Source organism: Ruegeria sp. S84, assembly GCF_056583445.1.
Genome location: NZ_CM152618.1, coordinates 2,363,904 through 2,375,935 on the forward strand (window position 1 = coordinate 2,363,904; position 12,032 = coordinate 2,375,935).

A 12,032-nucleotide genomic window follows, 5' to 3' on the forward strand; every position below is an offset into this window, starting at 1 on the left:
TTATGACGGCCCGATCATGAAACACGTGACATTGCGCGCCTGTAACCGACGACAGGCCAGATCAGCCTGTTCGCGGGTCATGCCCTGAAATGTCGCGTCAAACCCACGCGAGCTTTGATTCACCTTACGCAAAGTGCCTTCCAAAGTGGTCATTTCCGACAGCGCAGTTTTCAACAGAACCTTCTCGGCCTCATACCGTGTGGTGTAGCGGCCAACATTGACGCCCCAAAGGTGACCGCCGGAAGTGGACAAGCGGGTCACAACTTCGGGTTCAGGCTCGGGCTGTTTGGCCGGTTCGACCGAGGCCAGCACCACGTTTTCGGAAGGCTTGGCGCCATCCGACGGTGCTATGTCTGCTGCTGCAATCGCAGCAGCGATACCGTCCTGAATCCGGGTGTTGTCTTTTTCAGCCGTTGCGGCGACCGACCCCGCGACCTGAACCGTTTCGCTCGCCACCGGGCGCAACACCGGGCGCAGGCTCTTTTTCGGCGGGCCCGCTTGGGCGACCACTTGTGCACTACCCAGACCAGCATTCCCTGCATAGGCCGGGCGGGCGGGCTTACGGATTGGCGCACGCGAGGGGGCACGGCGGAAACCCATATCCAAAAGCTCGGCCACCCGGGCGTTGCGCGATGCACCTGATTTGCCACCGAAGACGGTCGCGATGATACGTTCATCCTTGCGCTTGGCCGAAGCAACCAGATTAAACCCTGCGGCGCGGGTATAGCCGGTCTTGATCCCATCGGCGCCCCGATAGGCTGCCAAAAGGCGGCGGTTGGTGTTCGGTACAGTCTTGATCCCGGCATTCGTCGATTGGCGCGAGAACAGGTTGTAGTACTGCGGGTAATCATACAGCAGGTGACGGCCCAGCGTGGTCATATCCCGCGCGGTCGACAAATGCCCCGACTCGGTCAGACCATGGGCATTCTTGAAGGTGGTCCGGCTCATCCCCATCGCCTTGGCGGTGCGGGTCATGCGACGAGCAAACGCCGCCTCGGACCCGCTGAGGGCGATGCCGATCGCGGTTGCCGCGTCATTGGCGGATTTCACCGCCGCCGCCCGGATCAGATAGCGAAACGCGATTCGCTGCCCAGTGCGCAAACCCAGCTTCGAGGGCGGCTCAGCCGCTGCAGCCTTGGTGATGCGCACCTGAGTGTCCAACGTGATCTCACCATTCCGCACGGCCTCAAACGCAATATACAGCGTCATCATCTTGGTCAGAGATGCCGGATGCAATCGCGTGTCGGCATTGCGGGAATGCAGCACTTCTCCGGTGCGTGCGTCGATCACCATGGCCGCGTAAGGGGCCGCCATGCCCTGAAGTGGTGCAAATGAAAGCAGCCACAGAAATGCTATAAGTAATAAGCCCATTCGGGCCGGAACTGTCCGCCGAATCTGCACGATCTTTGCCTCTGTCTGCCTCGCGCCGCCGGGTTTTCCCGGTCAGCAATTTTTATTTTGATATTCTTCAGGCTAACACAGGGACGGGTTTAAAGAAACTGAAAGCTGCGTTTGAGTGGATCATATACACAATCAGATTCACGCTACATATAGTGCTTCATGCGCGCCCGAACACCATACCGGCGATTGTGCCGAATTTCAGGCAAGCCGTGTCATCGAATTTTTTGTGACTGATGTCAAACGGCAACAGGTCAGGAAATCTGATCAATCAAAGCTGAAAGATCACCCAAATCCTTCAACTCGCGGAACCGTGGGTTGGAAGTTGGGACCTCGGCCTGCTCGACCTCCCATACCAACCCGTGCGGGACATGCACGCCCCAGCACCCGGCTTCGATTGGGGCCACCACGTCAGAACGCATCGAGTTTCCGATCATCATCGAGGCGTCGGGTCCATCACCGTACTGGTCAAAAATCTCCGCATAGGTCGCCGCCGTTTTTTCGCTCACGATCTCAACGCCATCGAACAGCTCACCCAATCCGGATTGCGCCAGCTTACGCTCCTGATCGATCAGGTCGCCCTTGGTGATCAGCAGAACCTTATGCGTCTCGGCCACCGCCTCGATGGCCTCGCGCGCATGGGGGAGCAGTTCGATGGGATGTGCCAGCATCTCCTGCCCCGCTTCAACAAGTTGGCGGATGACGCGCGCCGGTACGCGATCTTCCGTCACCTCAATCGCTGTCTCGATCATCGACAGGGTAAAGCCCTTGATGCCATACCCATAGTGCTGGATGTTGCGCTTTTCGGCGGCAAGTAGACGTTCCATCAGGTGATCGTGATCGGCGTGATCGGCCAGCAATTCGGCAAAATATGCCTGAGTCAGCTGGAAGAAACGCTCGTTATGCCAAAGGGTATCGTCTGCATCGAACCCGATTGTTGTCAGCTTGTCCCGCATCGCATTTCCGTCCGGTTGCTCTTTTCTCTGGCCACCGTGACGTTATATAAGCCGGGAAACAATTCGTAGTGTTAATCGAGATTCTCTTACAGCAATGCGCAAACACCAGTGGATCATGTCTGAAAAGGACGACGAAGACGACGACACGTCGGTCCTGGTGCAAACGCGCCCCAAGACCAAGCGGCCGCCGCTGTATAAGGTGTTGTTGCTGAATGACGATTACACACCGATGGAGTTCGTGGTGCATGTGCTGGAACGGTTCTTCGGCATGACCCATGCGCAAGCGTTTGAAATCATGCTGACCGTACACAAGAAAGGTGTCGCCGTGGTTGGCGTGTTCAGCCATGAGATTGCCGAGACCAAGGTCGGGCAAGTCATGGATTTCGCGCGCAGGCATCAGCACCCGCTGCAATGCACCATGGAACGCGAAGAATAACGCACGGCCATGTCCTCTCGCCTTGATCTAGCCTTGAACAGCGGGCTCACCCTGTCGCAACCGCTGACTGTTTTGGCGCCTACCCCGGACCACGATTTGTCAGACCTTCCGCGCGAGGCGCAGGTGGTGCAGCCTTTCAAACCGTTCCACGATCATTTTGCCACGCAGGGCTTTGTCGCTACGCCCAATAGTGACGCGCCTTGCCAGGATGCAGTCGTGTTTCTACCGCGCGCCAAGGCGCTGGCCCGGGCGCTGATCCATCAGGCCTGCAGCCGCGCCAGCGGGGTCATCGTGGTGGACGGGGCCAAAACCGATGGCGTCGACAGTTTGCTGAAAGACATCCGCAAGCGGGTCGCGATCGAGGGTCCAATCTCGAAGGCACATGGCAAGATTTTCTGGTTTCAGTCTGATGCGGACGCCTTTGCCGACTGGGCTGCGCCTGAAAACCAAATGGTTGACGGCTTCCATACCGCGCCCGGTGTGTTTTCCGCCGATGGTATCGATCCTGCCTCGGCCCTGCTGCTGAAGTCTCTGCCAACCAAGCGCGGCACGCGCATCGCTGATCTGGGTGCAGGTTGGGGCTTTCTGTCCGCCATGCTGATCGACTACACCTTGCGCAGCCTGCATCTGGTTGAGGCCGACCACACCGCCCTTACTTGTGCCCGCGCCAATGTCACCGACACCCGTGCGCAGTTCCACTGGGCCGACGCCACCAAATGGAGCGCGCCCGAGCCGCTGGACATGGTGATCATGAATCCGCCCTTTCACACCTTGCGCAGCGCCGACCCGACATTGGGCCAGGGCTTTATCACCAGTGCTGCACGCAACCTCACCCGCAACGGTCAACTCTGGATGGTTGCAAATCGCCACCTGCCTTACGAGGCCACGCTGGCCGAGGCTTTCGACCGTGTTGACGAAGTGGCAGGAGACAACCGCTTCAAGGTTTTCCATGCCTCTCGCCCTCGGGGCTGAGGCCCGCTAACCTGCGCCAGAACTCAGGAGGATTCGCATGTCCTTTTCCATCGCGGGCAAGACCGCAATCGTCACCGGGGGTGCCAACGGCATCGGACTGGCCATCGGACGGCACTTTGCCGATGCAGGCGCCAATGTCATGTTCGCCGATATGGATGAAAAGCGCCTGTCCGATGAGCTGGGCGAACAGGCGGATGACAGCAACATCCGTTATTTCGCCGGTGACCTGCGTGAAAAGTTGACCATCGCCAATCTGCTTTCGGCCACGCTGGATGCGTTTGATCAGGTTGATATCCTGATCAATGGTGCGCGGCAGGTGATCCCGTCGGACCCGCTGGACACCGATGACGATTCCGTGCGCACATTGCTGAACCAGAACCTGATGCCCGCGCTGCGACTGAGCCAACTAGTGGCTAAGCGATTTATCAAACAGGCTGATGGAGACGATGAGAACCCTGCCGGGTCAATCATCAACCTGTCCTCGATTGCCGCACGCCGCACCCATCCCGATCTGATGGCCTATTCCGTTTCGACCGCTGCGCTGGATCAGATGACCCGTTCGTTGGCGGTTGCACTTGCGCCCAGCCGTATTCGCGTGAACTCCATCGCGCTGGGATCGGTCATGAGCGCCTCATTGCAGTCAACGCTGAAAGAAAACCGAGATTTCCGGGATGACATCGAAAAACATACTCCGCTTTCCCGGATTGCCGCTCCGAACGAACTGGTCGAAACCGCGCAATTTCTCGCTTCGGACGCTGCGGGCTTCATGACAGGCCAAATTCTAACCATTGACGGAGGCCGCACCCTGCTGGACCCTGTCGCAGCCCCGGCCCACTGATCCCAATGTTCGATAACGAAAAAGCCACCGCCGCTGCCTGGTTCCGCCAGTTGCGAGATGACATCGCAACCGCCTTCGAAGCGTTGGAAGATAGCCACACCTCAGGCCCCTTCTCGGATTCTCAGCCGGGAAGGTTCGAAGTAAAAGAAACTAAACGGCAGTCTGACGATGGCTCCGACGCGGGCGGCGGGCTGATGTCGGTGATGCGCGGGGGCCGCGTGTTCGAGAAGGTGGGCGTTAATGTCTCAACCGTCTTTGGTACGCTGGGTGAGCGCGCGCAAAACGCGATGGCTGCGCGCAAGGGTATTCCGGGGATGAAGGACGACCCCCGGTTCTGGGCTTCGGGCATCAGCCTTGTGGCTCATATGCAGAACCCGCATGTGCCTGCGGTCCATATGAACACCCGGATGTTCTGGACTCCACATGCCTGGTGGTTCGGCGGCGGATCAGACCTGAATCCCTGCATCGAATATGACGACGACACCGCCCATTTCCACGCCACCCAAAAAGCGCATCTCGACCCGCACGGACCCGGCCACTACCCGCGCCTCAAAGATTGGGCTGACGAGTATTTTTATATCCCCCACCGAAAGCGCGCTCGGGGTGTCGGCGGGATCTTCATGGATGACTATTGCACCGGCGACTGGCAGGCGGATTTTGCGCTGACGCAGGACATCGGTTGCGCCTTCCTGCCCGCCTTTCTGCCTCTGGTCGAAAAACGCCGGGTGCAAAGCTTTGACGACGCGGACAAAAACACCCAGCTGGTGCATCGTGGGCTCTATGCCGAATACAATCTGGTCTATGACCGGGGCACCAAGTTTGGTCTGGAAACCGGGCACAACCCCGATGCTGTTCTGATGAGTCTGCCGCCCTTGGCCAAGTGGGTCTGACCGCTAAAACCCCATATCGATGGAATTATCAAAGCAGTAGTTTTGCGCCGAAGCGGCGGACAGGTTCTCACCCACCCTGTTGACGGTCAAAGAATATCCCGGATTGGTATCCGCGCCGGGCGGTGGAGTTAGCGAAAACTGCACTGTGCGAACACCTTTCTCGTAAGCTTTGGAAACATAAATCCGCTGCGAGTTTGAAACTCCCAATGTGCGAACTGCATAATCACCAATTCCACACCAATAGGTGACCGCGGCCGAGGATCCACCGACAGGCTTCACTTCGTAGGTTCCATCCTTAAGCGGCGTGATCTGGGTTCTGAACTGCGGTCTTAGTTTATAGCCAAAACCAACGCCCTGAGACTGCGCAATGGTGGGGGCCAGTATGATGGCTGTCAAAGAGAGGCATGTAAGAAAACGCATATAAAACACCCTATAAAAAACGCGATCACGGCTGAGACGACGTGGGACCAACCAGCCTATACGAGATCAATATAGTCAAACCGGGCCTCAGGTCTAACTCAACCCGTAACACATCAGCTTGAGTGAAAATTCTTTCTTTGAATATGTGGTGCGCTATGATCTCTGCAGCAGCAGTTTCCAGAGTGGCCCGTGGAAAAGTCATTTCCCAAAGACTGGTTCGATCTTTCCGGTGAAAAATACGCCGACTTCGGTGCGTTATTTTATCTGGCTGCCCTGACCAAAACGCATCGTAACCGCAGTTTGGCACAGGTTCTCTATGCGTTCGAAACGCCGCTGAGATTGGGCCAGTATCACATCTTCCGCCAAAACGGCTTTCCGCGCGGATTCGTGACATTTGCCGGTCTCAGCCCGGAAGCCGAATATCGCTATGCGGTGGAGGAAGAGCCGCTGAGAGATGTCGATTTCGCCAGTGGCTCATCCTTCTGGATCATCGATATGGTGGCACCCTTCGGCCAAACTCGTCAGATCGTCGACATGCTGAAACGGGACATCCCGCACCCACGCGTGCGCACCAATCGTCTCAGCAGCGACCTATCCACAAAACGTATCGTCGAATGGACACGCGATGACCAGCAACAGGTGCATATGCGCCTTTACCGCGATGCCGAATTTGCCAGAACGCTCGAGCAGGAAAACGGATGACTTCGGTTGTAACCATATCGGGCGATATCACGGGCGACGTGACCGGCTTTCCTCCGAATGTCGCTTCGGGTGACCTCGATGTCACCGCAACATCGGATTTCGGAACCTTCACCGGGGCCACCTGGGCAATCTCCGATCAACCGGATTTCGGCACCGCCTCAATAGATGCGAACGGTACGTGGACCTATACCGTCGACCCGGCCTTCTTCGATAGCCTCGATGACGGAGAAATCCAATTGGACTCGTTCGAGGTGACGGTCACCGCCAATTTCGCCAATGGTTTCTTCACCTTCAGTGGAACCCAGACCCAGATCATTGATATCACTATCGAAGGCGTTTGCTTTACCGCAGGTACTCTGATTGAAACGGCGGAAGGCCAGCGCGCCATTGAGACCCTGAGCGTGGATGACGACGTGTTGACTGCCGATCACGGAATACAGCCGATCCGCTGGATCGAAAGCAGCACCATGTCGCCCGAGCGATTGTGCGCAAATCCTGCGATGCGCCCGGTGCGAGTGACCGCAGGTAGTCTGGGACCTGGTGTTCCATCCCGCGATTTGCTGGTGTCTCAACAGCATCGCCTCCTGATCCGCGGCCCCAAGGTCGAGATGCTGTTTGGCGCGCCCGAAGTGTTGGTCGCCGCCAAACATCTGTGCTCGTGGCCGGGAATAGATATTGATACCGGTGATGAGCCGGTCGAATACCTGCATATCCTGCTTGACAGGCACGAGATTTTGTTTGCCGAAGGAGCTCAGGCCGAAAGCCTGTTTCTGGGTGAAGAAACCCTCCACACGCTGTCTTCTGACGCGCTGCAGGAACTCGCCGAGATATTCCCCGAGCGCGCCTCGGACGAACATATCGGCTTCGGCCTTGCTGCGCGGCTGATCCTGCGCGAACATGAGGCGCGTGCGCTTGCCTAGGTCCTAGACAACCCGCCCCCCGACATCCTGTGGAGCCAGCGCGACGGTCTTGATCACCGCATAGCATGTACTGCCCTGCTGCAAACCCAGCGCCGCGACCGAGCGTCGGGTCACGCGCGCCAGCACAACACCCGCAGTTGTTTTGACCGACACGATTGCACCGGGCCCCTCACCTGCCCGGATCGCCTCGACCTGCCCCGACAACACATTCAAGGCTGAAAGACCCTCGGGTGGTCTATTGGACAGGATCACCTCTTGCGCCGGAATACGAATACGCAGCTCTTCGCCGATTTGATGGGCAATCCGAGGCAGGTAAAGACAAGCGCCACCGGCATCAAGTTCGGACAGGCCATCGTCGTGATGCGCCGTAACACGGACCCGCAGAACGGCCCCCACCGCGCGCACGCCTGCAGGGGCCACGGATGGGTCCGACAGAACATCGGACGCGGGACCATGCCGCACGACACGCCCGTCCTGCAGCGCGACCACGGACGTTGCAAGCCGGGCAACCTCGGCCGCCGAATGGGTCACATAGAGTATCGGGACTGATACCTCGTCCCGCAACCGCTCGAAATAGGGCAGGATTTCGGCCTTGCGCGCGTCGTCGAGCGCGGCCAGAGGCTCATCCGCAAGGATCAGGCGCGGGCTGGCCAGCAGGGCGCGGCCAATGGCGACGCGCTGTTTCTCACCCCCCGATAGCATCGCTGGGCGGCGGTCCAGCAGATGGCCAACACCCAACATCTCGATCACCCGATCCGGGTTTTCGCGTCGTGCCCCGCGCGGTGCAAACCAGCGACCATAATTCAGGTTCTGGCGTACGGTCAGATGCGGGAACAGACGGCCTTCCTGAAAGATATAGCCCAAGCGCCGTCTATGTGGCGGCAGCCACGCACCGCGATCCGTGTCGAACAACACCCAATCGCCAACCGCGACCCGCCCGGCCTCAGGTCTCAGTAGCCCCGCGACTGCATTCACCACCGTCGTCTTTCCCGAACCAGAACGCCCAAACAGAACCGTTACACCGGAAGGTGCGTCGAAATCGAGGTCCAGCTTCATCCCGGGCAGCTGGTGTTGCAGGCGGACGGACAGGCTCATGATCCGGCCACGCGTTTGGCCACACGACGGCCCACATATTCCGACAGCAAAAGCGCGCCCATGGCGACGATGATAGAGATGATCACCAACCGAGTCGCCGCCGCCTCACCCCCTGGAACCTGCAAAAACGCATAGACTGCCGAGGGCAACGTCTGCGTCTGACCGGGTATGTTCGAAACAAAGGTGATCGTGGCCCCGAACTCTCCCATCGCCTTGGCAAACGCCAGGATCGCGCCCGCAATGACCCCAGGCAGGATCATTGGCAGCGTCACCGTTCCAAAGACCAGCAGACGCGACGCCCCCAAAGTGGCGCCTGCCTGTTCCAGTTTTGGGTCTACCGCCTCGATCGACAGCCGGATCGCGCGCACCATCAGCGGAAAAGCCATGATCCCGGCAGCCAGCGCAGCGCCGGTCCATCGGAAAGCAAAAACGATCCCAAGCTCGGCCAAAGGCGCGCCCAACGGCCCCTGAATCCCAAAGGTCAGCAGCAGCAGATAGCCGGTCACCACCGGCGGCAGGATCAGAGGCAGATGAACCAGACCATTCAGCAACTGGCGCCCCGGAAACCGCCAGCGCGCAAGCGCATAGGCAATGAAAATCCCAAAGGGCAACGTGATCAGCGTTGCCCAGAACGATACGCGCAGCGACAGGCGCAATGCCTCCATCTCTGCCGGGCCCAACCATCCCATCGTACTACCCTTCGGGCAGGGAGAACCCCTGCCTCACAAATTCGGCCCGTGCGGAATTGCCTTGCAAATAGGTCAAAAGCGCGTGCGCCGTAGGTCCTGCAGTAGAAGTCAGGGCTGCTGGATACACAATTTTCGGGTGGATATCTGCCGGGATGACACCGACGACCCCGACCCGCTCATCAGCCACAGCGTCCGAGCGATAGACAATGCCCAAAGGCGCCGCCCCCGTCGCAACCAGTGCCAGCGCGGCGCGTACATTGTCCGTCTGGGCGATCTGGTCCTGAACATCGCCCCAAAGTCCCAGACCCTGTAACGCGGCCTTGCCATAGATGCCCGCAGGCACCGCATCGACCAAAGCCATGGCCAGATACCCACTGCCTAGACGGGTGCTCAGGTCAAACCCCGCCTCAATCTCGGCCGTGTCAGCCCCCGGCGCACCAATCAAAACCAGCCCGTTACCCAGCAACTCAATACGTGAAGCGGTATTGATCAGGCCCTCATCCTGCAGCACGTCCATCCAATCCTCGTTGGCCGAAATGAACAGGTCGGCGGGCGCCCCCGCTTGTATCTGCCGCGCCAGCACCGAGGAGGCCGCGTACGACACCGTCACCTCTTGCCCGGTCTCAGCCTCATAACTTCTGGCAATCCCGTCCAGTGCGGTCTTGAGGCTGGCGGCGGCAAATACCAGCACGCCCTCGGCCCGAACCGGGGCAGCGAGTATCGCGCAGAAGGCCAAAGCTGCGATCAGACTGCGACAGGCGCCCGTCATTCTTTGCCTCCGGATCAGAGGGTTGCAATCCCTCTGGGCATATCGGAGGCAACACATGGCAGGCAAGGCCCTTTGGCCTTACAACCAAAGCTACGGCCCATATTGAACTCAGAATTCGGTGGAAAACGAGAATCGCCCAACCCAAGATCAATATGCTGTCGCGCTTCTCTAAAACCGGAAACTCCCGAGGTAGAGCGCTCAATCGCTAAACAACGTGTCTGATCCGCCTCGCCTGAACAGCGATATCCGCATTTCGCTATTCAACCACGATATGACACACGAGTTTGCTCGATTGGTAACCGCGCCCAGTTGCCTAAACGCTGATCTGAAACCTTGCGCAATTTTGCAAAAGAAATTGTGCCATACCCTCTTGCACCCACGCACGGGCTTAGCTACATGAGCCCTCACGGGTGATTAGCTCAGTTGGTAGAGCGCTTCGTTTACACCGAAGATGTCGGGAGTTCGAGTCTCTCATCACCCACCATTCCCTTCATTTTCAATGGTTTACTCAGGGTCTTGTAACGAGAACTTGGAGACTATTTGAGGATGAATGTACGGGAATCGAAACCTCAAAACCGTGTTGGACTACCCAGAGGACTGTTCCTCAGAGGTAAAGGGTACGCTCTCAGGGTAGCTGTACCGACTGAGTACCAAGACATTGTTGGCAAACGAGAGATTGTCAGAGGATTGGGAACTCAGGACCTAGCCGAAGCATTGAAGCGCCGTCCAAAAGTCCTTGAGGAAATCCTTGAAGCGATCACCGAAGGACAAACACCGTCTCAAGCAATTCGCCCAAACAATCCGAAACAAGAGAATACTGTGAGAGAGACCGCCGACAGATGGTTAGCTGAATCGGACGGGATAAATAGCAGCACAAAGGTTAGGTATCGCCAACACCTTAGGACATTTGAGGCGTACTCTGGAAACATACGGGTCACGGACGTTAACCGCTCTCTGGCGCTGAGCTTCATTGAGCACCTTAAGGCCACTCCCTCAAAGCGAACTGGGCAAGCACTCTCAGGCCGCTCTCTTCAATCATGCCAATCTTGCTTGGCTTCTTATTGGCGTGTGCTGGACCATTGGGGTTTGGTTGATCCCGATATGCGGAACCCCTTTGGCTCTCTCCTGAGGCGTGTGGCAGGTCAAAGAAAGAAAACGGACCCACGTGTCAAGAAACTAAAGCCTGTCACTAGAGATGAAGCTCAAAAGCTGCTGCGGTACATAGCTGGCAACAATGGACTCAAGTATCAGTTCGAGATGTACGTCACCGTTAGACTGCTATGGGTCACTGGATGCAGGCTCAATGAAATCTGCTCGAGGTACTTAAATGACATTGAGGACAGGGGCGATCACATCAAAATCAGCATCCCTCAAAGCAAGACAGAAGCCGGAATAAGGGATGTCATGATCGTTGGTGCTGAGGATTGTCAACTACTACAGGAAGCTACCAAAAGGGCAACGATAGTAGAACCAAGTTGTCCAGAGAATATCGGTAGGTTGTTTCCTCGTATTGCTTTAGGTGGCTACGACAGGCATCCCAGTCATTACCTTGGGAAAGCGCTTGAGAAAGCCCGAAAGAACCTTGATGGCGATAATTCCAATTGGGATATGCACTCGTTCAGGAGGACTGCTGTGTCCGCCCTAGTGAATGCCGGGGTTTCCCGAGAAGCCAGAAATCTAATCGTCGGTCACTCCAACAAAGACGACATCGGCTTAAGTGTTTATGCGAAGAGAGCCGAACTACACGGGATCATTAGGAATACATTCGAGGTCCTGCATAAAGAACTCGGAGGGAGTCTCGTAGGAGTAGTTCCTTTGGACTAATCCAAGGCAGGAGGTACTTAGCTGTACCGTTAATACATAGAAACACTGAGGGGCGTCGATTGACAGCCCCTGTCGGACATAGGATCATGACCTTTAAATCAAATCAGAGCGGTCATTCCCAGT

The 12,032-nt window shown here is 57.4% G+C and carries 13 protein-coding genes and 1 tRNA gene; 8 read left to right on the top strand and 6 right to left on the bottom strand.

The features are described from left to right. Together AC1DFB_RS11855 and AC1DFB_RS11860 are read right to left on the bottom strand one after the other, a co-directional pair. A complete protein-coding gene (locus AC1DFB_RS11855) occupies positions 1 to 1,371 on the bottom strand; it encodes a D-alanyl-D-alanine carboxypeptidase family protein (RefSeq protein WP_170396050.1) in 1,371 nt (456 codons plus the stop codon). Between the two features lie 281 nt (positions 1,372 to 1,652). Further along, positions 1,653 to 2,354 carry an HAD family hydrolase gene (locus tag AC1DFB_RS11860; protein ID WP_223117606.1) on the bottom strand — a complete coding sequence of 234 codons (702 nt, stop codon included), beginning with the start codon at positions 2,352 to 2,354 and terminating at the stop codon, positions 1,653 to 1,655. A 94-nt stretch (positions 2,355 to 2,448) separates the two neighbouring features. On the opposite strand from AC1DFB_RS11860, the gene clpS reads away from it, so the two are divergent. Genes clpS through hemF form a run of 4 tightly spaced genes read left to right on the top strand, consistent with a single transcriptional unit; the run spans position 2,449 to position 5,490 of the window. Continuing rightward, entirely contained in the window at positions 2,449 to 2,790 is a 342-nt protein-coding gene (clpS, locus tag AC1DFB_RS11865) for an ATP-dependent Clp protease adapter ClpS (protein WP_170396046.1), read from the top strand. Positions 2,791 to 2,799: 9 nt separating this feature from the next. Next, positions 2,800 to 3,762, top strand: coding sequence for a class I SAM-dependent methyltransferase (locus tag AC1DFB_RS11870; protein ID WP_480921315.1), 963 nt, complete (start codon positions 2,800 to 2,802; stop codon positions 3,760 to 3,762). Positions 3,763 to 3,799: 37 nt separating this feature from the next. Next, positions 3,800 to 4,600 (top strand): SDR family NAD(P)-dependent oxidoreductase, encoded by an 801-nt coding sequence (locus tag AC1DFB_RS11875; protein ID WP_170408883.1) that lies wholly within the window; start codon positions 3,800 to 3,802, stop codon positions 4,598 to 4,600. Positions 4,601 to 4,605: 5 nt separating this feature from the next. Next, the gene (gene hemF / locus AC1DFB_RS11880) at positions 4,606 to 5,490 is read left to right on the top strand and encodes an oxygen-dependent coproporphyrinogen oxidase (RefSeq protein WP_480921316.1); all 885 of its coding nucleotides are present in this window, start codon (positions 4,606 to 4,608) and stop codon (positions 5,488 to 5,490) included. 3 nt (positions 5,491 to 5,493) lie between these two features. Here the strand turns inward: hemF and AC1DFB_RS11885 are convergent, their stop codons facing one another. Next, on the bottom strand, positions 5,494 to 5,910 hold the full coding sequence (locus AC1DFB_RS11885; RefSeq protein WP_170396038.1) for a hypothetical protein: 417 nt from the start codon (positions 5,908 to 5,910) through the stop codon (positions 5,494 to 5,496). Between the two features lie 189 nt (positions 5,911 to 6,099). On the opposite strand from AC1DFB_RS11885, the gene AC1DFB_RS11890 reads away from it, so the two are divergent. Both AC1DFB_RS11890 and AC1DFB_RS11895 read left to right on the top strand, forming a co-directional pair. Continuing rightward, positions 6,100 to 6,612, top strand: coding sequence for a toxin-activating lysine-acyltransferase (locus tag AC1DFB_RS11890; RefSeq protein ID WP_170396036.1), 513 nt, complete (start codon positions 6,100 to 6,102; stop codon positions 6,610 to 6,612). Further along, on the top strand, positions 6,609 to 7,532 hold the full coding sequence (locus AC1DFB_RS11895; RefSeq protein WP_480921317.1) for a Hint domain-containing protein: 924 nt from the start codon (positions 6,609 to 6,611) through the stop codon (positions 7,530 to 7,532). Before AC1DFB_RS11890 ends, AC1DFB_RS11895 begins: the two co-directional genes overlap by 4 nt. A 3-nt stretch (positions 7,533 to 7,535) precedes the next feature. On the opposite strand, the gene modC is transcribed toward AC1DFB_RS11895, so the two are convergent. From modC to modA, 3 genes are read right to left on the bottom strand one after another with little or no spacing between them, the layout of a single operon-like run. Next, positions 7,536 to 8,627 (bottom strand): molybdenum ABC transporter ATP-binding protein, encoded by a 1,092-nt coding sequence (gene modC / locus AC1DFB_RS11900; RefSeq protein ID WP_480921318.1) that lies wholly within the window; start codon positions 8,625 to 8,627, stop codon positions 7,536 to 7,538. Further along, positions 8,624 to 9,316: a molybdate ABC transporter permease subunit gene (gene modB / locus AC1DFB_RS11905; protein ID WP_170423885.1), complete on the bottom strand. Its 693-nt coding sequence runs from the start codon at positions 9,314 to 9,316 to the stop codon at positions 8,624 to 8,626. Before modB ends, modC begins: the two co-directional genes overlap by 4 nt. Before the next feature lie 4 nt (positions 9,317 to 9,320). Further along, on the bottom strand, positions 9,321 to 10,085 hold the full coding sequence (gene modA / locus AC1DFB_RS11910) for a molybdate ABC transporter substrate-binding protein (protein ID WP_480921319.1): 765 nt from the start codon (positions 10,083 to 10,085) through the stop codon (positions 9,321 to 9,323). Positions 10,086 to 10,493: 408 nt separating this feature from the next. On the opposite strand from modA, the gene AC1DFB_RS11915 reads away from it, so the two are divergent. Together AC1DFB_RS11915 and AC1DFB_RS11920 are read left to right on the top strand one after the other, a co-directional pair. Continuing rightward, a tRNA-Val gene (locus AC1DFB_RS11915) sits at positions 10,494 to 10,569 on the top strand. A gap of 62 nt (positions 10,570 to 10,631) precedes the next feature. After that, on the top strand, positions 10,632 to 11,909 hold the full coding sequence (locus tag AC1DFB_RS11920; RefSeq protein ID WP_480921320.1) for a tyrosine-type recombinase/integrase: 1,278 nt from the start codon (positions 10,632 to 10,634) through the stop codon (positions 11,907 to 11,909). Positions 11,910 to 12,032: the final 123 nt, after the last annotated feature.

What these genes read in the sequence shown, in the direction of transcription:
- modC (WP_480921318.1), bottom strand. Translation starts at nt 8,627, where the DNA reads ATGAGCCTGTCCGTCCGCCTGCAACACCAGCTGCCCGGGATGAAGCTG.
- hemF (WP_480921316.1), top strand. Translation starts at nt 4,606, where the DNA reads ATGTTCGATAACGAAAAAGCCACCGCCGCTGCCTGGTTCCGCCAGTTG.
- AC1DFB_RS11860 (WP_223117606.1), bottom strand. Translation starts at nt 2,354, where the DNA reads ATGCGGGACAAGCTGACAACAATCGGGTTCGATGCAGACGATACCCTT.
- AC1DFB_RS11875 (WP_170408883.1), top strand. Translation starts at nt 3,800, where the DNA reads ATGTCCTTTTCCATCGCGGGCAAGACCGCAATCGTCACCGGGGGTGCC.
- clpS (WP_170396046.1), top strand. Translation starts at nt 2,449, where the DNA reads ATGCGCAAACACCAGTGGATCATGTCTGAAAAGGACGACGAAGACGAC.
- AC1DFB_RS11885 (WP_170396038.1), bottom strand. Translation starts at nt 5,910, where the DNA reads ATGCGTTTTCTTACATGCCTCTCTTTGACAGCCATCATACTGGCCCCC.
- AC1DFB_RS11895 (WP_480921317.1), top strand. Translation starts at nt 6,609, where the DNA reads ATGACTTCGGTTGTAACCATATCGGGCGATATCACGGGCGACGTGACC.
- modB (WP_170423885.1), bottom strand. Translation starts at nt 9,316, where the DNA reads ATGGGATGGTTGGGCCCGGCAGAGATGGAGGCATTGCGCCTGTCGCTG.
- AC1DFB_RS11920 (WP_480921320.1), top strand. Translation starts at nt 10,632, where the DNA reads ATGAATGTACGGGAATCGAAACCTCAAAACCGTGTTGGACTACCCAGA.
- AC1DFB_RS11870 (WP_480921315.1), top strand. Translation starts at nt 2,800, where the DNA reads ATGTCCTCTCGCCTTGATCTAGCCTTGAACAGCGGGCTCACCCTGTCG.
- modA (WP_480921319.1), bottom strand. Translation starts at nt 10,085, where the DNA reads ATGACGGGCGCCTGTCGCAGTCTGATCGCAGCTTTGGCCTTCTGCGCG.
- AC1DFB_RS11855 (WP_170396050.1), bottom strand. Translation starts at nt 1,371, where the DNA reads ATGGGCTTATTACTTATAGCATTTCTGTGGCTGCTTTCATTTGCACCA.